Annotated in this window: 16 protein-coding genes and 1 tRNA gene; 4 read left to right on the forward strand and 13 right to left on the reverse strand. The window is 72.7% G+C overall.

From position 1 onward, the window contains the following. Positions 1 to 112 precede the first annotated feature (112 nt). Complete coding sequence (locus ACZ7LU_RS34175; protein ID WP_471918946.1) at positions 113 to 3,475, forward strand: S41 family peptidase; 3,363 nt, start codon at positions 113 to 115, stop codon at positions 3,473 to 3,475. A 102-nt stretch (positions 3,476 to 3,577) separates the two neighbouring features. Further along, positions 3,578 to 3,784 (forward strand): hypothetical protein, encoded by a 207-nt coding sequence (locus ACZ7LU_RS34180; protein WP_471918947.1) that lies wholly within the window; start codon positions 3,578 to 3,580, stop codon positions 3,782 to 3,784. 129 nt (positions 3,785 to 3,913) lie between these two features. Here the strand turns inward: ACZ7LU_RS34180 and ACZ7LU_RS34185 are convergent, their stop codons facing one another. The 3 genes from ACZ7LU_RS34185 to ACZ7LU_RS34195 are packed head-to-tail and all read right to left on the reverse strand — an operon-like array spanning position 3,914 to position 7,289. After that, positions 3,914 to 4,792, reverse strand: a complete 879-nt coding sequence (locus ACZ7LU_RS34185; protein ID WP_471918948.1) for an SDR family oxidoreductase — start codon at positions 4,790 to 4,792, stop codon at positions 3,914 to 3,916. Then, entirely contained in the window at positions 4,789 to 5,748 is a 960-nt protein-coding gene (locus ACZ7LU_RS34190) for an alpha/beta fold hydrolase (RefSeq protein ID WP_471918949.1), read from the reverse strand. The genes ACZ7LU_RS34185 and ACZ7LU_RS34190 overlap by 4 nt, the downstream gene beginning before the upstream one ends. Next, on the reverse strand, positions 5,745 to 7,289 hold the full coding sequence (locus tag ACZ7LU_RS34195) for a flavin-containing monooxygenase (protein WP_471918950.1): 1,545 nt from the start codon (positions 7,287 to 7,289) through the stop codon (positions 5,745 to 5,747). The genes ACZ7LU_RS34190 and ACZ7LU_RS34195 overlap by 4 nt, the downstream gene beginning before the upstream one ends. Before the next feature lie 308 nt (positions 7,290 to 7,597). Between ACZ7LU_RS34195 and ACZ7LU_RS34200 the strand changes: the two genes are divergently transcribed. Beyond that, positions 7,598 to 8,224, forward strand: coding sequence for a MerR family transcriptional regulator (locus tag ACZ7LU_RS34200; protein ID WP_398303761.1), 627 nt, complete (start codon positions 7,598 to 7,600; stop codon positions 8,222 to 8,224). Between the two features lie 23 nt (positions 8,225 to 8,247). Here the strand turns inward: ACZ7LU_RS34200 and ACZ7LU_RS34205 are convergent, their stop codons facing one another. Further along, positions 8,248 to 9,303: a DUF6528 family protein gene (locus ACZ7LU_RS34205; RefSeq protein WP_471918951.1), complete on the reverse strand. Its 1,056-nt coding sequence runs from the start codon at positions 9,301 to 9,303 to the stop codon at positions 8,248 to 8,250. A gap of 160 nt (positions 9,304 to 9,463) precedes the next feature. Continuing rightward, positions 9,464 to 10,255: an exodeoxyribonuclease III gene (locus ACZ7LU_RS34210; protein ID WP_468304782.1), complete on the reverse strand. Its 792-nt coding sequence runs from the start codon at positions 10,253 to 10,255 to the stop codon at positions 9,464 to 9,466. A gap of 69 nt (positions 10,256 to 10,324) precedes the next feature. Between ACZ7LU_RS34210 and ACZ7LU_RS34215 the strand changes: the two genes are divergently transcribed. Then, entirely contained in the window at positions 10,325 to 10,876 is a 552-nt protein-coding gene (locus ACZ7LU_RS34215) for a GNAT family N-acetyltransferase (protein ID WP_471918952.1), read from the forward strand. Between the two features lie 236 nt (positions 10,877 to 11,112). On the opposite strand, the gene ACZ7LU_RS34220 is transcribed toward ACZ7LU_RS34215, so the two are convergent. The 8 genes from ACZ7LU_RS34220 to glp all read right to left on the reverse strand — a co-directional run bounded on the left by ACZ7LU_RS34220 (position 11,113) and on the right by glp (position 17,751). Beyond that, a complete protein-coding gene (locus ACZ7LU_RS34220; RefSeq protein ID WP_471918953.1) occupies positions 11,113 to 12,360 on the reverse strand; it encodes an ATP-binding protein in 1,248 nt (415 codons plus the stop codon). A gap of 10 nt (positions 12,361 to 12,370) precedes the next feature. Next, a complete protein-coding gene (locus ACZ7LU_RS34225; RefSeq protein ID WP_471918954.1) occupies positions 12,371 to 12,829 on the reverse strand; it encodes a hypothetical protein in 459 nt (152 codons plus the stop codon). Positions 12,830 to 12,949: 120 nt separating this feature from the next. Continuing rightward, a tRNA-Ala gene (locus ACZ7LU_RS34230) sits at positions 12,950 to 13,023 on the reverse strand. 86 nt (positions 13,024 to 13,109) lie between these two features. After that, positions 13,110 to 14,333, reverse strand: a complete 1,224-nt coding sequence (gene sepX, locus ACZ7LU_RS34235; protein WP_468304795.1) for a divisome protein SepX/GlpR — start codon at positions 14,331 to 14,333, stop codon at positions 13,110 to 13,112. 228 nt (positions 14,334 to 14,561) lie between these two features. Beyond that, positions 14,562 to 15,185, reverse strand: coding sequence for a GNAT family N-acetyltransferase (locus ACZ7LU_RS34240; protein ID WP_398303759.1), 624 nt, complete (start codon positions 15,183 to 15,185; stop codon positions 14,562 to 14,564). Beyond that, positions 15,182 to 15,685: a MogA/MoaB family molybdenum cofactor biosynthesis protein gene (locus tag ACZ7LU_RS34245; protein WP_471919087.1), complete on the reverse strand. Its 504-nt coding sequence runs from the start codon at positions 15,683 to 15,685 to the stop codon at positions 15,182 to 15,184. Before ACZ7LU_RS34245 ends, ACZ7LU_RS34240 begins: the two co-directional genes overlap by 4 nt. Before the next feature lie 110 nt (positions 15,686 to 15,795). Next, positions 15,796 to 16,320 (reverse strand): cyclic pyranopterin monophosphate synthase MoaC, encoded by a 525-nt coding sequence (moaC, locus tag ACZ7LU_RS34250; protein WP_362998686.1) that lies wholly within the window; start codon positions 16,318 to 16,320, stop codon positions 15,796 to 15,798. Between the two features lie 84 nt (positions 16,321 to 16,404). Continuing rightward, positions 16,405 to 17,751: a molybdotransferase-like divisome protein Glp gene (glp, locus tag ACZ7LU_RS34255; RefSeq protein ID WP_471918955.1), complete on the reverse strand. Its 1,347-nt coding sequence runs from the start codon at positions 17,749 to 17,751 to the stop codon at positions 16,405 to 16,407. Between the last annotated feature and the right edge of the window lie 2 nt (positions 17,752 to 17,753).

Here is a 17,753-nt window from a genome sequence, read left to right on the forward strand (position 1 = left end):
TACGCCCCCCGCCTAACGAAACGAAACCGTTTCGCACGTGCGCTGCATCACGTGTCACATCCGTTGTCCGGCAGAAGTTGCCGCAGCCCCCGGAGCGGAAAAGCATGGACAGGTGACCGACGCGCGCGACGATGCCCAGGACGACCACGCCGACCAGGCCTACCTGCGTTTTCCGCACCTCAGCGGCGACCGCCTCTGCTTCGCCGCCGAGGACGATCTGTGGGTGGCCCCCCTCTCCCCCGCGGGCACCCCCGCGGACCGGGCCTGGCGGCTCACCGTCGACCGGACCAAGGTGAGCCATCCCCGCTTCTCACCGGACGGCCGCCACATCGCGTACACGACGTGGCGCAGCCTCGACCCGGAGATCCACCTCGCACCGGTGGGCGGCGGGCCCTCGCGCCGCCTGACCTACTGGGGCAGCACCGACACCCGGGTCTGCGGCTGGTCCCCCGACGGCGACATCCTCGCCGTGTCCTCGCACGGCGAGCCCTTCTCGCACCTCTGCTGGGCCTACAGCGTGCCCCTCGACGGCTCCCCGGGCGGCAAGCTGCCCTGGGGCCCGGTCTGGGACATCGCGATCACCGACTCCCTCGCCGACAGCGACTGCGACCGCAAGACGCTGCTCCTCACCGGCAAGCCGCCGCACGAACCCGCCGCCTGGAAGCGGTACCGGGGCGGCGCGACCGGCCGCCTGTGGGTGCACGGCGAGCAGATCCTCGCCGACCTCGACGGGCACCTCGACTCGCCCATGTTCGTTGCCGGGCGCATCGCCTTCCTCTCCGACCACGAAGGCATCGGCAACCTCTACTCCTGCCTGCCCGACGGCTCCGACCTGCGGCGCCACACCGACCACGACGCCTTCTACGCCCGGCACGCGGCCAGTGACGGCACCCGCGTCGTCTACCAGTGCGCGGGCGACATCTGGCTGGTCGACGACCTCGCGGCGGACTCCGTGCCGCGCCGCCTCGACGTGCGGCTCGGCGGGCCGCGCGCCGGCCGGCGGGTCTATCAGGTGCCGGCCGCGCAGCACCTCGACGCGCTCTCCGTGGACGCGACGGGCCGGGCGAGCGCCGTCGTCGTACGCGGCTCGCTCTACTGGCTCACCCACCGGGACGGCCCGGCCCGCACCATCAGCGACACCCCGGGCGTGCGGGTCCGCCTCCCCGAGATGCTCGGCACCGGTGGGCAGGTCGCCTACGTCACCGACGCCGAGGGCGAGGACGCCATCGAGATCGCCTATCTGCCGCGGGCCAGCGGCGCCCGCGAGCCGCGCAGGCTGGCGAGCGGGCGGCTCGGCCGCGTCCAGGAGATGGTCGCCGACCGTGACGGCGAACGCCTCGCCATCGCGTCGAACGACGGCCGGCTGCTCCTCGTCGACACCTCGGAGGACTCGGCGGGCCCGGAGGGCTCGGAGGGCTCAGAGGGCTCGCAGGGCTCGGAGGGCCCGGACGGCGGGGTCACCGAGCTGATCCGGTCCGTCAATGGACCCGTCCGCGACCTCGCCTTCTCCCCCGACGGCTGCTGGCTGACCTGGTCGCACCCCGGCATCGGCCGCTCCCTGCGCCAGATCAAGCTGGCCCGCATCGCCGGTCCCGGCCCCCGCACGATCGTCGACGTCACCAACGGCCGCTTCGAGGACGAGAACCCCGTCTTCACCCGCGACGGCCGCTATCTCGCCTTCCTCTCCTGGCGCGGCTTCGACCCCGTCTACGACGTGCACACCGGCGACCTGTCCTTCCCCCTCGGCTGCCGCCCCTACCTCGTACCGCTCTCCTCGGCGACCCCCTCCCCCTTCGCGCTGCTGCCCGACGGGCGCCCGGTGGCGGGCGGCCTCGACCCGGCCGACGGCAGCGGGGGCGACGGCACCACGACGGTGGAGGTCGAGGGGCTCGCGGCGCGGGTCACGCCGTTCCCGGTCGCCGCGTCGAAGTACTCGGCGCTCCAGCCCGTCAGCGGCGGCGGCCTGGTCTGGCTGCGCTGGCCGATCTCGGGCGCGCTCGGCGAGACCTTCGTCAACCCGGCCGACACCTCGGGCCGCCCCACCCTCGAATACTTCAACATCGCCAAGGCCAAGAAGTCCCAGCTGGTCGACCACCTCGACTGGTTCGCGCTCAGCGGCGACGGCTCGCGGCTCGTGGTCGTCGACGAGGGCGACCTGAGCGCCGTGCCCGCCACCGAGACGGGTGACGTCGACACCACCGTCTGGATCGACCTGCGCCGCATCCTGCACGAGGTCGACCCGGCCGCCGAGTGGCGCCAGGCCTACGAGGAGGCGGGCCGGATCATCCGCGCCTACTTCTGGGACCCGGGGATGAGCGGCATCGACTGGGACGGGGTGCTCGCGCAGTACCGGCCGCTTGTCGAACGCGTCGCGTCCCCCGACGAGTTCGCCGACCTGCTCCGCGAGGTCCTCGGCGAGCTCGGCACCTCGCACGCTTACGTCTCCGCCGCCCGCCGCAACGAGGGCCCGCCGCACTACCAGCGGGCCATGGGCCTGCTCGGCGCCAACCTCGTGCACCGGGACGGCGGGTGGATGGTCAAGCGGATCCTGCCCGGCGAGTCCTCCGACTCCAAGGCGCGCTCGCCGCTGGCCGGGTCCGGCATCAGGGAGGGCGCGATCCTCACCCACATCGACGGCCGCCCTGTCGACCCGGTCACCGGCCCCTTCCCCCTCCTCGCGGCGGCCGGCGGCACGACCGTCGAGCTCACCTTCGAACCCGCGGAGGGCGAGGGCCCGCCCCGCCGCGTCGCGATCGTCCCCCTCGTCAACGAACGGCCGCTGCGCTACCAGGACTGGGTGGCCAAACGCCGTGAAGTGGTCCGGGAGTTGAGCGACGGCAAGTGCGGCTACCTCCACATCCCCGACATGGGCGGCTCGGGCTGGGCGCAGTTCAACCGGGACCTGCGCATGGAGATGTCCCGGCCCGCCCTGATCGTGGACGTGCGCGGCAACGCCGGCGGCCACATCAGCGAACTCGTCGTGGAGAAGCTGACGCGCAAGATCCTCGGCTGGGACCTGACGCGGAACGCCCAGCCGGTGTCGTACGCCTCGAACGCGCCCCGCGGCCCGGTGGTGGCCCTCGCGGACGAGGCGACGTCCTCGGACGGCGACATGATCACGGCGGCCTTCAAGCTGCTCGGGCTCGGCCCGGTCGTCGGACAGCGCACCTGGGGCGGCGTGGTCGGCATGACCGGACGGCACGCCCTCGGTGACGGCACGGTGATCACGGTGCCGATGAACGCGGGCTGGTTCGACGCGTACGGGTGGGGCGTGGAGAACCACGGCGTGCCCCCGGACCTCGACGTCCTGCGGACGCCGCTGGACTGGGCGGAGGGCCGGCACGCCCAACTCGACGACGCGGTACGGCTCGCGCTGGAGCTCCTGGAGCGGAACCCGGCGGTCACGCCCCCCGACTACTCGGACGTGCCGGACCGCAGCAGGCCGCCCCTGCCGCCGCGGCCGCACCGGCCGTGACCACGCTCCTGACCTGGCCACATGATCGAAATGCGAAGAATGCCCGCCCATGTAAATCTGATCGAGGCCCCATCCCCCCACCCAACAACGGGAGTGAACCGCATGGGCATCAAGGACCAGTTCCAGGACAAGGCTCAGGACCTCGCCAACAAGGCCAAGGGCTCCATGGGCGAGAAGAGCGACCAGGCACGCGACCGCGCCTCGCAGGCCCAGGACGAGGCGAGTGAGCGGTCCTCGCAGGCGCCGGACCAGGCCCGTGACGCCGCGCAGGAGCAGCGGGACAAGTTCGACCGCGACTACGACGCCTGACGTCTGACGCCTGACGCCTGACGTCGAGCTCGTGCGAGGAGGCCCCCGGGACGCCGGGGGCCTCTGTGCTGCGTACGGCCTTTGCGCTGCGTACGGCCTTTGCGCTCCGTACGGCCACGCGACGTCGGCTCAACCGGCGGCGCGCTCCCGTTCGTCCGCCGAACCGCCCGCGCCGACGAGACCGGTCGACACGTTGCCGAGCCGCGGCTCGAAGCGCCGCATCTCGCGCTGGCCGACCGAGCCGATGACCGCGGGCAGATAGCCGCGGACGCCCTGCATGCCCCGCAGCCACCACTGCGCGTACACATGGCTGGAGCGCCGCTCGATGCCCGCCACGATCCGGTCCACGGCCGGACCCAGCGGGTACGTCTTGTTCGACGGCCACGGCAGCCGCTGCCGCAACTCCCGCATCACCTCGTCCTGGTCGGCGCCCCGCACCATGTCCGTGTCGGTCCAGGACAGATAGCCGACGCCCACCTTGACGCCCTTGTAGCCGACCTCGGCCCGCAGCGCGTGCGCGTACGCCTCGACGCCCGACTTCGACGCGCAGTACGCCGTCATCATCGGCGCCGGGGTGATCGCGGCGAGCGAGGCGATCTGCAGCAGGTAGCCGCGGCTCTCCATGAGGACGGGCAGGAAGGCCCTGCCGGTCACCGCGCTGCCGATGAGGTTGACCTCGATGACGCGGCGCCACGCGTCCGGGTCGGACTCCAGGAAGGGCCCGCCGCCGGCCACGCCCGCGTTGGCGACGACGATGTCGACCTTGCCGAAGTGCTCCTTGACCTCCTGCGCGACCCGCGCCATCGCCGCGTGGTCGGTGACGTCCGCGTGCCAGTGTGCGGACTCGGTGTGCAGCCGCTCCGACACCTGCTTCAGCTCGTCCGGCTCCAGGCCGACGAGCGCGACCCGCACGCCGCGCGCCGACAGCTTGCGCGCGAGCAGCTCACCGACTCCGCGCGCCGCCCCCGTGACGACCGCGACCTGTCCCTCCAGGCTGACCCTGCTCATGCGTCCTCCTTGACCGGCTCGACCGGCTTGCCCTGCTCGACCTGTACGTACGTTCCGACGAGCTCCGCGATCCGCGCGGTGACCGCCTCGGGTGCCTCGATGGGCGTCATGTGTCCGACCCCGGTCAGCTCGGTGAGCCCCAGGCACTCGGGCAGCGCGGCCGCGATCCGCCGCGCGTGCACGACGGGCGTGAGCCGGTCGACCGTGCCGGCGATGACGGCGGTGGGCGCCTGCAACTCACTGACTTCGACGTCCAGTTGCAGCCCTTCAAGGACGTGCGACCAGCCGTACCGCACGTCCCGGGGGCACGCATGCACGATCCGCGCGCAGGCCTCCACCTTGTCCGGTGACGCGCCGGGGCCCATCGTCGCGTACTTGAGGACGCGCTTGGCCAGCGGCGTGACGGGCCCGAGCGGCGCGCGCGAGCCGAGTACCGACCGCGTGACGCGCGTCCGCGCCCGCCCTGCCCGCAGCAGCGGCACCACCAGCGACTCGGCGACCAGCGCCGAACTCCCCGTGCTGCACAGCAGAACGGCGGCCGCATGCTCACGGACCTTGTCCCTGCCGCCCGCCGCCATGATGGTCATGCCGCCCATGGAGTGCCCCACGAGCACGGCCTTCTCGCCCGGCGCGAGCGTCGCCGCCAGGACCGCTTCGAGGTCGTCGGCGAGCGCCGTCGTGCTGTACCCGTCGGCGGCCCCGGGCGCGTCACTGCGCCCGTGCCCCCGCTGGTCGTACGCGATGACGCGGTGACCGGCGCGGAGTGCGCGGATCTGCGCGGCCCAGAAGGCGGTCGAGCAGGTCCAGCCGTGGGCGAGCACCACGGCGGGCGCGCCTTCGGGGCCGTGCACCTCGACGTGGACGCGGGCCCCGTCGGCGGAGACGGCGGTCAGTTCGCGCACGGGAGCGGGCGGCGCGTAGGGCCCGCTCGCCACTGGCGTCAGTCGTCGGCTCATGCCCCGGCCTCGACCTTCGCCGTCCCGGACTTCTCCGCGGCACGGGTGTCGGGCACGGCTTTCAGCGCCCTCGGCTCCCGCAGCACCTCGTACTCGGAGAGGTCCACGCGTCGCGTCGCCGCCCGGAACTCGGTGGTGGTGCCGGGCCAGACCGTGGTGTTGACGCCGTTCTCGTCGAGGTACCAGCTGTTGCAGCCGCCGGTGTTCCACACGGTGCGCTTCATCCGTTCCTGCACCCGGCGGTTCCAGGCGCTCACGGAGTCGGGCCGGGCGGCGAGGGCGGCGCGGCCTCCGAGGAGGTCCAACTGCCGCAGGTAGTCGGCCATGTAGTTCAGCTGCGACTCGATCATCAGGATCATGGAGGAGTTGCCGAGCCCGGTGTTCGGGCCGATGATCGTCATCCAGTTGGGGAAGCCGGCCGCGGTCGCGCCGCGCAGCGCGTTCATCCCGCCCTTCCAGCTCTCCATGAGGGTCTGGCCCTCGTCGCCCACCACACGCTCGGCGATCGGCATGTCCGTGACGTGGAAGCCGGTGCCGAAGATGATCGCGTCGACCTCGGCCTCCGTGCCGTCCGCGGCGACGACGGTGTTGCCGCGCACCTCGGTCAGACCGCTGGCGACGACGTCGACATTCGGCTTGGCGAGCGCCGGGTAGTAGGTGTTGGAGAGCAGGATGCGCTTGCAGCCGATGCGGTACGTCGGGGTCAGCTTGGCCCGCAGCGCGGGGTCCTTGATGGCCCGGTACATGTTGCGCTTGGCGAGCTGCTCCACCATGCCGAGCTCGTTGGGCCGCTTGGTGAACGCCTGGACCTGCAGCTCCCTGATGCCCCACAGGAGGCCGCGCCGGGCCTGGGTGGTGAACGGCAGCTGCTTGTGCAGCCAGCGCTCGGCGCCGGTGATGGCGCGGTCGGCGCGCGGCATCACCCACGGGGGCGTGCGCTGGAAGAGCGTGAGCTTACCGACCGTCTTCTGGATCTCCGGCACGATCTGGATGGCGGAGGCGCCGGTGCCGATCATCGCGACGCGCTTGCCGCGCAGGTCGTAGTCGTGGTCCCAGCGGGCGGAGTGGAAGACCTTGCCGGGGAAGGTGTCGATGCCCGGGATGTCGGGGGTCTTCGGGTCGGAGAGCGGTCCGGTGGCGGAGACGACGACGTCGGCGGTGTAGGTGCCGTTGCTCGTCTCGATCGTCCAGCGCAGCCGGTCGGCGTCCCAGCTCATCAGCTTCACCTCGGTGTCGAGGCGGATGTGCGGGCGGAGCCGGAACGTGTCGGCGACGTGCTCCAGGTACTCCCGGATGTGCTCCTGCCCGGAGAAGGTGCGCGGCCAGTCCGGGTTGGGCGCGAAGGAGAACGAGTACAGGTGCGAGGGCACGTCGCAGGCGCAGCCCGGGTAGCTGTTGTCGCGCCAGGTGCCGCCCACCGCGCCGGCCCGCTCCAGGACGACGAAGTCGGTGATGCCTTCGCGGCGCAGCCGCACGGCCGCGCCGAGGCCTCCGAACCCGGAACCGACCACCGCCACTCGTACGTGCTCGTGCTCTGCCATTCCGCCGCCTCCCGGAAGTTCGCGAACCATGCCAGTGGTTACTGGCGCAATTGGAGAGTAGGGCAGTTCCGTACTCATGGGTAGGGGTCGAGCAAGGTCGACTGCCCCGTGCCCCGCCAGGGGCGCGGGGAACTGCGCGAGCAACCGACGACAAGCCGCACTCGCCGTGGAACCCGCCGCGGCAGACGCGACCGCGCCTCGGCGGGGGCCGAGCTCGCGGTCCCCCGCGCCCCCGACGGGGCACCGCATAGGCTTCACCCGTGGCAGACGAACGTGACAGCGGACCCGGAGACGTACGCGAGTACCGCATGGCGGAGCTGGCCGAGGCGGCCGGCATCACCGTGCGCACCGTCCGCTTCTACCGCGAGCGCGGCCTCATCCCGCCACCGCGCCGCGAGGGCCGCATCGCCTGGTACGACGAGCACCACCTGGCCAGACTCCGCACCATCGCCGCCCTCCTGGAGCGCGGCCACACCCTCAACGGCATCGCCGAACTCGCCGACGCCTTCGAGAAGGGCCGTGACGTCGGCGAACTCCTCGGCCTCGGCGAGCCGACGGAGGAGCAGCCGGTCCGCCTCACCCCCGAGGAGCTGGCCGACCACTTCGCGGGCGAGGTCACCCCGGAGAACCTCGTCGCCGCCCTGGACCTCGGCTACCTCGGCACCGACGGCGACGAACTGGTCCACATCAGCCGCCGCCTGCTCGACGCCTCATCCACCCTGGTGCGCAAGGGAGTTCCGCTCGCCGCGGTCCTGGAGGCGGGCCAGCGCGTCCGCGAACACGCCGACGCGCTGGCGGAGTTGTTCATCACGGTCATGCGCACCCACACGCCCGACACCGCGGAGGTCGACATCGAGCAGCTGCGCCCGCTCGCGAAGAGCGTGGTGGAGGCCGAGCTGTCCATGGCCCTGGACCGGCGCCTCAAGAAGCCCTGACCGACCGGCCAGTCATTACGGGTTCAGCGGGGCAGCCACCAACGCGCCTTGTAAATACCCCCATTGACGAGCTTGTAGCTGCTCGCGGGCCGGTGCACGCTCACCGTCGTGGTCCACCAGGTCTCGTCGAGCCCGCTCTCCGGCACGGTGGTCAGGACCTGCCCGGTGCGCGGGTCGTCGCCGACGGCCTTGACGGACTTGCGGGAGATCTCCTCGGCCCCGGCGAAGTCCCGCAGGAAGGCGCCGCTGTCCGGCTCGTACTGGAACACGGCCGCGTTGGTCGTCACCCACAGCCGCCCAGGCCGCCCCGCCACGGGGAAGAGGTCGTGCCCGCCGGGCGTCCGGCCCGGTGTCCCGACCGGCAGGCCCACCGCGTACGTCCGCGTCAGCGTGGGCCGCCCCGCCGTGCCGCCCACCGCGTACGACACCAACTCGTCGTCGCCGATGGCCCACAGCACCTCACGCGTGCCGTCCCAGTGCAGTCCGTGCGCGCCCTTGAGCGTCGCCTCCGCGTACCGCGTGGCCCGGGGCCCCCGCGACGCCGCGTACAGCCGCACCAGCGCGCCCGTGCTGCACGCGACGGCCACATTGCCGTCGGGCAGGATCTCGGCGCTGTGCGGGTTGTACAGATCGTCCCCGGGTCCGAGCGCCGCACCCCAGTACCGCCTGCCCGAGGGGTGCTCGACGACGGCCACGAAGCCGAACGACGCCGTCGTCAGGACGTACGTGCGCTTCCGGTGCACCCGCACCTTCGCCTCGCACGGATACACCCAGCTCTCGTCCGGCCGCAGGTCCTCGTAGCGCGGGTCGCCGAGCGGCGAGAACTGCCAGCGCACGACGGACGGCTCCTCGGCCGGGTCCCAGACGCGGCGCCGCGGGTCGAGGACGAGGAGGCGCCTGCTCGCCTGCTCGGTCAGCAGGACGGGCGGCGTACCGGCGGGCACCCCGCCACCGCCGCCCGTCGCGTACGCCCGGGTGGCGGGCAGCGCCGCCGCGATCCCGGCACCCGCCGCGCCCAGCACGACGGCACGTCTCGATGGCGTGGCAGATGTGGACGCGGCTCTGGGCACGGCCGACATGAAGTCCCCCCGAAAGCTCGGCAGTTGGTCACGTGCGCGACCGCAATCTGCCATGCCGGGCGGGCGAGGGACAGCCTTCTGCCGGACTTTGCACCCGCGCCCCGCCACCGGCCACTCCTATGGCCCTCCCCATGCCCCCGGGGATGCGCGGATCGAGGGCCTACAGGTCGTAGACCACCGTCACGGGCGCGTGGTCGCTCCACCGCTCGGCGTGGGTCGCGGCCCGCTCGACGTACGCCTTCACCGCGCGCTCGGCGAGCCCGGCCGTCGCGACGTGGTAGTCGATGCGCCAGCCCGTGTCGTTGTCGAAGGCGCGCCCGCGGTACGACCACCACGAGTAGGGGCCCTCGACGCCCGGGTGCTGGGCCCGCACGACGTCCTCGTACTCCGCGAAGACCTCGTCCATCCAGGCGCGCTCCTCGGGCAGGAACCCGGAGTTCTTCTTGTTGCCCTTCCAGTTCTTGAGGTCGGCCTCCTGGTGGGCGATGTTCCAGTCGCCGCAGACGACGACGTGCCGCCCCTCGGCGGCGGCCCGCGCCTTGAGCTCCTTCAGGTAGTCGAGGAACTCCTTCATGAACCGGACCTTCTCGTCCTGCCGCTCGGTGCCGACCTCGCCGGAAGGCAGATACAGGCTGGCCACGGTGACACCGGGCAGATCCGCCTCGACATACCGCCCACTGCCGTCGAACTCGTCGGACCCGAAGCCGACCCGCACCCGGTCCGGCTCACGGCGCGTGTACAGCGAGACACCGGCGCGCCCCTTGGCGGCCGCGGGCGCGTGCACGACGTGCCAGCCCTCGGGGGCCCGCACCTCGTCCGGCAGCTGATGCGCCTCGGCGCGCACCTCCTGGAGGCAGAGCACGTCGGCCGAGGTCCCGGCGAGCCACTCCACGAAGCCCTTCTTGGCGGCCGCGCGCAGGCCGTTCACATTCACGCTGGTCACAGTGAGCATCCCGGCACGATACCGGCACACTGGACGACACCACTCTCATCCGTTACGCATAGAAGTACGATGGAGCGCATGAATATCCAGGCCCGCGACACCGCCGCCCCCATACCCGCCCAGCCCCGCACCACCCCCACCCCTCCCCCCGTCGAGCTGCGCACCGTCACCTTCGCGCACCCGGACGCCGTCCGCCTCAACGACCGCGTCCAGCTCGAATACGCCGAGCGCTACGGCGACGACGGCGACCTCACCCCCCTCGACCCCACCATGTTCGAGCCACCACGCGGCCTCTACCTCATCGCGTACGACGACGAGGGCACCGCGCTGGCCACCGGCGGCTGGCGCGGCATGGACCGGAACGAGGAGAACTACCAGGACGGCGACGCCGAGCTGAAGCGCATGTACGTCACCCCGGAGGCCCGGGGCCTGGGCCTCGCCCGCCGCATCCTCGCGGCCCTGGAGGCCGACGCGAAGGCGGCGGGCCGCACCCGCATGGTCCTGGAAACAGGCACGAAGCAGCCGGAGGCGATAGCCCTCTACACCTCCAGCGGCTACACCCCCGCCGAGGAAAAGTTCGGCTACTACCGCTTCGACAACTTGAGCCGCTGCTACGCAAAACTCCTGTAACACCCCCAGCCCACTCAGGGGCGCGGGGAACTGCGCGACCAGCCACAGACGGGCAGCACACAAAACAACACGCTCAACCCACTCAGGGGCGCGGGGAACTGCGCAACAAGCCACAGACAGGCGGCACACAAAACAACACCCCCAGCCCGCTCAGGGGCGCGGGGAACTGCGCGACCAGCCCCCACAAACCCGCAGACGACACCCCCGCACGGACAACCCCGCACCCCCCCGGAGGGTCACCGCACAGCGGACCGCAGGTCGAACTCGACCACCGCCCCACCCCCCACCGGATTGGCGAACCGCAACCCCGCCCCCAACACCCGCGCCTGCCCCTGAGCAATGGTCAGCCCAAGACCAAGCCCCACCCCCTCCTCCCCACCCCCACTCCGAAACCGCTGCGGCCCCCCGGACAACAAGGACTCCGGAAACCCACCCCCGGAGTCCCGCACGCGCACCACCCCACCGTCGACCTCCACCACCACAGGCACCGCCCCGTGCCGCAACGCGTTGCTGACGAGGTTGGCGACCACCCGCTCCACCCTCCGCGGATCCGTCACCACCTCCACGTCCCGCACAACATCCACCGTCACACCGACCGCCCCGTCGGCACCGTCGGCCCCGGCGGCTCCAGCAGCCCCCGCCGCGACAGACCTCCGCACCACCACCCCCAGTTCACACACCTCCGCGGCCACCTGCTCCCCCGCCCCGTCGAGCCGCGCCACCTCGATGACGTCGTCGACGAGCTCCCGCAGCCGCCCCGCGGCCTCCCGCACCAGCTCGGACGGCCGCCCTGGCGGCAGCAACCCCGCCGCCGTGACCATGCCGGCCACCGGCGTACGCAGCTCGTGCGCGATGTTCGCCGTCACCTCGCGCTCCGCCTGCAACCGCGCGGCAAGCGCGTCGGCCATGGTGTTCACGGCGGCCGCGAGCTGAGTGATCTCGTCCTTGCCGTGCAGGGGCAGCCGCGCCGTCAGATCCCCGTCGGCGATGCGCCGCGCCGCCCCGGCCTTCCTCCTGAGGCGCCGCCCCAGCCGCGTGGCGACGAGCAGCCCCGCCGCACACGCGAGCGCCGTCCCGATGCCCCCGGAGATCCACAGCACCCGGTCCAGATCCCGTACGGTCTCCGTCTCCCTGTCGTACGGGCGCTTCAGCGCGACGACCTCCTTGCCGTACTTGCTCGCCGCCCACAGCTGCGGCACCCGCCCGCTCCGGTCCAGATAGACGCCCCACCGCCCGTTCGTGACGGCCCCGGCGAGCGGCCCCGGCAGGTCGACGGGGTCGATGAGGGTGCGGTCCCCGTCGATCCCGGCCGCGTGGTCCTGCACGGCGGTCCGCAACCGGTCCCCGATCTGACTGCGCGCGGCCGCGTACTGCGCGTCGACGGTGCGGTGGTGCACGAGGAGCCCCATCACCGCGGCCACCACGGCCGCGGTGGCCGCGATGGCGAGCCCGATCTTGGCGCGCAACCCCATCCCCACACTCATGCCCGTGCCCTCAGAAGTCCGGCGCCGACAGCCGGATCCCCTGGAACTGCACGTTCACCGCCGCGGCGGGCAGTTCCTCCGGCTTCCTCGGCTCGACGGTGGCCCGCCGGTAGTACGCCACGCCCTCTGGCCGCTCCAGACCGCTGAGCGTCAGCGTCGCGTCGTAAGGCCTGTCACGGCACCCTGGCCCGCACCACGGGCCGCCGAGCCTCCCGGTGGCCCGCGCGGTCGGCCCGCCCCAGTCGCGCCAGCTCAGCTCCGCGACGACGACGGACTCGGTGAGCTCCACCTCGGCCGGCTGCTGCAGCGGCCGCCCCGACACGTCGGCCACATAGACGGGCCCCGCCACTCGCGTGGGCCGCAGCGCGGGCCCCTCCACCCGCAGCCCCCGGGGCTCGGCACACCCGCCCACGAGCACGGCGGCCAGAGAAGTGCCGCAGATCACGCCAACCCGCAAAGGGGACACCATGGATCAAATGTATCCACAGCCGGACAACCCACACGGAGACCACACGCGGAGCCCGGCCTCGCGTACCGCAACGCAAAGATCCCGCCCAGTTCGATGAACTGGACGGGATCTCATGTGCAGTGGACCTGTGGGGATTTGAACCCCAGACCCCCTCGATGCGAACGAGGTGCGCTACCAGACTGCGCCACAGGCCCTTGCAACGAGTGAAACTCTAGCATCCCGATCCGGGTGCTTGGAAATCCGTTCCTGGCTGGTCAGCCGGTGCGGACCTCGCCGCGTCTCACTCGTTGGCCGCGCGCGGCCGGTCGCCGTCCTCGTACTGGTCGAAGAGCGGCGTGCGGCCGCGCTCGCGAGCGCGCCGCGCGGACGCCGCCCGGCGCTTGTCGCTGCGGCCGCCGCCCGCGTCGGCGCCCTCGGCTCCGTCGATGTCCCCCGGGCCCGCGGCCGGTCGCTCCCGCTCGGCCGCGCGCTCGGCGGCCGGCTCCGCCGTGCTGGACCGCACGGAGCTCCAGACGTCGGGCGCGCCCAGGTCGACGCTGCCGGTGGCGCGCGGGGCGACCGGCGCGGTCACGTAGGTCGGCAGCGGCACCGGGACCGGGTCCCAGCTGTCGCCCCGGCCCGGGCCGCGCTGCCGCTCGCGCTGCTGGTCGACCCACTCGGCGTGGTCGGTCTGCTCGACGAGGGCGCGGCGGTCCGCGGCGAGTGCGGAGAGCCCGGTCTCCGTCTCGGGCGCCGGTCCCTCCTCCGCCGTTCCGTCGGCGACGTGCTCCGTGCCCGCGGGCCTGCGGCGGGGCTGTCGCTCGCGCAGCCGCTGCGCCGCGGCCTCGGCCCGGCGCCGGTCCATCGTGTAGGTGAAGCGCCGCCGCTCCTGGCCGCGCAGATAGACGATGTACGCGCTGAGCAGCACGGCGGGCCCGGCGGGCGCCCACAGGAAGGCGAGCCCGCCGACCGCGGCGACGACCGTGCCGGCCGTGAAGGCGAGGAAGAGGAGCACCGTCGTGCGGCGGCGCCGGGCGAGGACCTTGACGCGCCGGGCGCGCGCGGCGGCCTCCGCCGACGCGGCGCGCTGTGCGGGCGTGGGCCTGGCGGCCGGGTCCTTGGCGGGGGCCTTGGCACGGGGTGCGGGTGCGGGTGCACGTTCGGGCTCACGCTCGTGCTCCCGCTCGCGTTCTGGTTCGCGCTCCGCCCGGTCGGGCCGGTCGGCCCGGTCCGGTCGGGATGCCGCCGTGTCGGACGGGGGCGCGACGAAGGACCGGACGTCCACCGAGCCGGTGATGACGTCCGGGTCGTCGAGCGACTCCCCTTCCTCGGGCGAGCGCGCTTGCAGGTCCCTGGCGTATCGGCGCTCCATCCCCGCCCGTCCGGACAGCAGCCGGATGGCGGTGCTGAAGCGTTCCGTCGGACGGGCTTCGTTCAGCTCGTCCTGCCTACGGAGCCACATCGGCACCAAGTAGGCGGCCCAGGCCCCGACGATGACTGCGTAGATGAGGCCGCTGCTGCTCACGCTCACACGGTAGAGGGGTTTGCGTGAGGCCATCTGCCAATTGCGCCGGTGTGTCGCACGATCTGGCTGATATCTCGAACTTTTTTTGTGACTGATGCGATCAACGACGCGTCAGCAGCGGGAAATTAATGCCTGAGACAAGTCTCATACCCGCCTCTGACGGACCATCCGCGATCAATTTCGAACACTTATTTCATTTGCGGAGGTGACGGCGGAGGTGACGGCCCGCTAGGCCGTGTTCCGAGGTCGCGCCTGGTGCCAGCGGCGCAACAACCCTTCCGGGACCTCTTCGGTCGTGAGCGCGAAGACGAGGTGATCCCGCCACGCGCCGTCGATGTGCAGATACCGCGGACGGAGTCCCTCCTCGCGGAATCCGAGTTTCTCCACGACCCGTCGACTCGGCGTGTTCTCGGGGCGAATACAGACCTCGATACGGTGCAGCCCCACCGAGCGGAAGCAGTGGTCGACGGCGAGCGCCACGGCGGTCGGCATGACCCCGCGGCCCGCGACGGACTCGTCGACCCAGTAGCCCACGTGCCCCGAGCACATCGATCCCCAGGTGATCCCGGCGACCGTCAACTGCCCGACGAGACGGCCCCGGTACTCGATGACGAACGGCAGCATCCGGCCCGCGTTGGCCTCCGCGCGCAGGTGGCGGACCATCTGACGGTATGTGGGGCGGTGCACGATCGGGCCGCTGGGGGTGGGCGGCGGGATCGTGGCCTCCCAGGGGCGCAGCCAGTCGCGGTTGCGCCGGTTGACGTCGCGCCAGGCCCGCTGGTCACGCATCTTTATGGGACGGAGGGCGATGTCGCCGTCCGTCAGCTCGACGGGCCAGGAGGAGCCGTTCAGCTCACACCCCCCGGCGGGCCGGGATGGTCGCCGCCCCGCAGCTGGTCGACGGCGTGCCTCAGGAGCGGCTCCAGGACGGCGAGTCCGTCGCGTACGCCTCCGGTGGAGCCCGGCAGGTTCACGATGAGCGTCCGGCCCGCGACGCCGGCGAGCCCGCGCGACAGCACGGCGGTGGGGATCTTGTCCCTGCCGTACGCGCGGATCGCCTCGCCGATGCCCGGCACCTCGTGGTCGATGACGCGGCGGGTGGCCTCGGGGGTGCGGTCGGTGGGCGAGATGCCGGTGCCGCCGGTGGTGAGGATGACGTCGTAACCGGCCTCGGCGCCCGCGCGCAGGGCCTGTTCGACGGGGTCGCCGTCGGGGACGACCTGCGGTCCGTCGACGGCGAATCCGAGGGCGGTGAGCCCTTCGGCGAGGATCGGCCCGCCCCGGTCGGCGTAGACGCCCGCGGCGGCACGGTTCGACGCGGTCACGACGAGCGCGCTGTACGGCGCGAGCAGGGCGCCGCCCGCCGACGCGTCCGGTCCTGTCTGCCGCGGCGTCCCGCCCGGCTCCCGACCCGCCTGGGGCGCCGCGTCGTGCTCCACGCGTGCGTGCCCGTCACCCGCGCTCACGCCCCGGCTCCTTCCCGGCTCCACGTCCCCGACTTGCCGCCGGTCTTCTCCTCCACCCGTACGTCCGTGATGACGGCGCCCTTGTCGACGGCCTTCACCATGTCGACGACGGTGAGGGCGGCGACGCTCACCGCGGTGAGGGCCTCCATCTCGACGCCCGTGCGGTCGGTCGTCTTCACCGTGGCGAGGATCTCGACGGCGTCGTCCGCCACGGAGAGGTCGAGCTTCACTCCGGAGACGGCCAGCGGATGGCAGAGCGGAATCAGGTCCGGCGTGCGTTTGGCGCCCATGATCCCGGCGATCCGCGCGGTGGCCAGGGCGTCGCCCTTCGGCACGCCCTCGCCGCGCAGCAGCTCGATCACGCGCGGCGAGACCAGGACGCGGCCGCTGGCGCGGGCGGTGCGCGCGGTCACGTCCTTGGCGGACACATCGACCATGCGGGCCGCGCCCGCCTCGTCGATGTGGGTCAGTCGCTGCTGGTCAGGGGCTCCGGGGGTATCCCCCCGGGAAATCGCGGTCATGTGCTTGGCGCTCCCGGTCCGGGCTCCGCGCGGTGCGGCGCGCGGGCCTGTTGTGCGCGACACGGTACCGCGCGGGCTGGCTCCTCAGCCGAGCAGGACCACTTCGACGTCCGTGCCGGGCTCCACCGATGTGGTGTCCTCGGGGACGACGATCAGTGCGTCCGCGTGGGCGAGGGCGGCGATCAGATGCGAGCCGGACCCGCCGACGGGCGTGACCTCGCCCGCTGCGGCGTCGTACCTCCCCCGGAGGAACTGGCGGCGTCCCTCGGGCGAGTGCAGCGCCTTGTCCGACACCAGCTTCGCGCGCGTGGTGGGCCGGCAGACCTCCGGAAGGCCCATGAGGGTGCGGATCGCGGGGCGCACGAACAGCTCGAAGGAGACGTACGAGGAGACGGGGTTGCCCGGCAGCGCGAGGAGCGGGGTGTGGTCGGGGCCGATGGAGCCGAAGCCCTGCGGCTTGCCGGGCTGCATGGCGATCTTGCGGAACTCCACGCCGCTGCCCGCCGCGATGCCGTCCTCGGCGTCCGGGTCGCCGATGGAGGTCAGGGCCTCCTTCACGACGTCGTAGGCGCCCACGCTGACGCCGCCGGTGGTGACGACGAGGTCGGCGCGGATCAGCTGGTCCTCGATGGTCGAGCGCAGCGTCTCGGCGTCGTCGGCGACCGCGCCCACGCGGTAGGCGATGGCTCCTGCGTCGCGGGCGGCGGAGGTGAGGGCGAAGCTGTTGGAGTCGTAGATCTGGCCGGCCGCCAACTCCTCGCCGGGCTGGATCAGTTCGCTGCCGGTGGACATGACGACCACGCGCGGGCGCGGGCGTACCTTCACCGTGCCGCGGCCGATCGCGGCGAGCAGGGCGATCTGCGGGGGGCCGAGGACGGTGCCCGCGGACAGGGCCCGGTCGCCCGCCCGGACGTCGCTGCCGCGCTCGCGCACATGCGCGCGTGCCTCGGCGGGGCGGTGCACGCGGACCTCTCCGGAGGCGCCCTCGGGGGCGGCGCTGTGGGCGCGCATCCCGGAGACGGGGCCCTCGCCCAGACCGCCGTCGGTCCACTCCACGGGGACGACGGCCTCGGCGCCGGGCGGCAGCGGGGCGCCGGTCATGATGCGGGCGGCCTGGCCCGCGCCGACGGTGGGCTGCGCGCCCGCGCCGGCGGCCACGTCGCCGATGACCGTCAGGACGGCGGGGAACTCCTCGCTCGCGCCCGCGAGATCGGCGACCCGCACCGCGTAACCGTCCATGGAGCTGTTGTCGAAGGGCGGCAGCGAGACGGGCACCGTGACGTCCTCGACCAGGACGCAGCCCTGGGCGTCGAGGAGTTGGAGCTCGATCGGTTCGAGCGGGCGGACGGTCGCGAGGATGTCGTCCAGATGCTCTTCCACCGACCAGAATTCGGGCCGGCCGGTGGTCGGTGTCGTCGTGCTGCTGCTCAAAG

It is taken from the genome of Streptomyces sp. NPDC039462 (assembly GCF_055639375.1).

Excerpts from the sequence above, each read along its gene's own strand:
- moaC (WP_362998686.1), bottom strand. The coding sequence starts at position 16,320 with ATGACCGCGATTTCCCGGGGGGATACCCCCGGAGCCCCTGACCAGCAG.
- ACZ7LU_RS34195 (WP_471918950.1), bottom strand. The coding sequence starts at position 7,289 with ATGGCAGAGCACGAGCACGTACGAGTGGCGGTGGTCGGTTCCGGGTTC.
- ACZ7LU_RS34215 (WP_471918952.1), top strand. The coding sequence starts at position 10,325 with ATGAATATCCAGGCCCGCGACACCGCCGCCCCCATACCCGCCCAGCCC.
- ACZ7LU_RS34200 (WP_398303761.1), top strand. The coding sequence starts at position 7,598 with ATGGCGGAGCTGGCCGAGGCGGCCGGCATCACCGTGCGCACCGTCCGC.
- ACZ7LU_RS34220 (WP_471918953.1), bottom strand. The coding sequence starts at position 12,360 with ATGAGTGTGGGGATGGGGTTGCGCGCCAAGATCGGGCTCGCCATCGCG.
- ACZ7LU_RS34185 (WP_471918948.1), bottom strand. The coding sequence starts at position 4,792 with ATGAGCAGGGTCAGCCTGGAGGGACAGGTCGCGGTCGTCACGGGGGCG.
- ACZ7LU_RS34210 (WP_468304782.1), bottom strand. The coding sequence starts at position 10,255 with ATGCTCACTGTGACCAGCGTGAATGTGAACGGCCTGCGCGCGGCCGCC.
- ACZ7LU_RS34205 (WP_471918951.1), bottom strand. The coding sequence starts at position 9,303 with ATGTCGGCCGTGCCCAGAGCCGCGTCCACATCTGCCACGCCATCGAGA.
- ACZ7LU_RS34180 (WP_471918947.1), top strand. The coding sequence starts at position 3,578 with ATGGGCATCAAGGACCAGTTCCAGGACAAGGCTCAGGACCTCGCCAAC.
- ACZ7LU_RS34190 (WP_471918949.1), bottom strand. The coding sequence starts at position 5,748 with ATGAGCCGACGACTGACGCCAGTGGCGAGCGGGCCCTACGCGCCGCCC.
- ACZ7LU_RS34225 (WP_471918954.1), bottom strand. The coding sequence starts at position 12,829 with ATGGTGTCCCCTTTGCGGGTTGGCGTGATCTGCGGCACTTCTCTGGCC.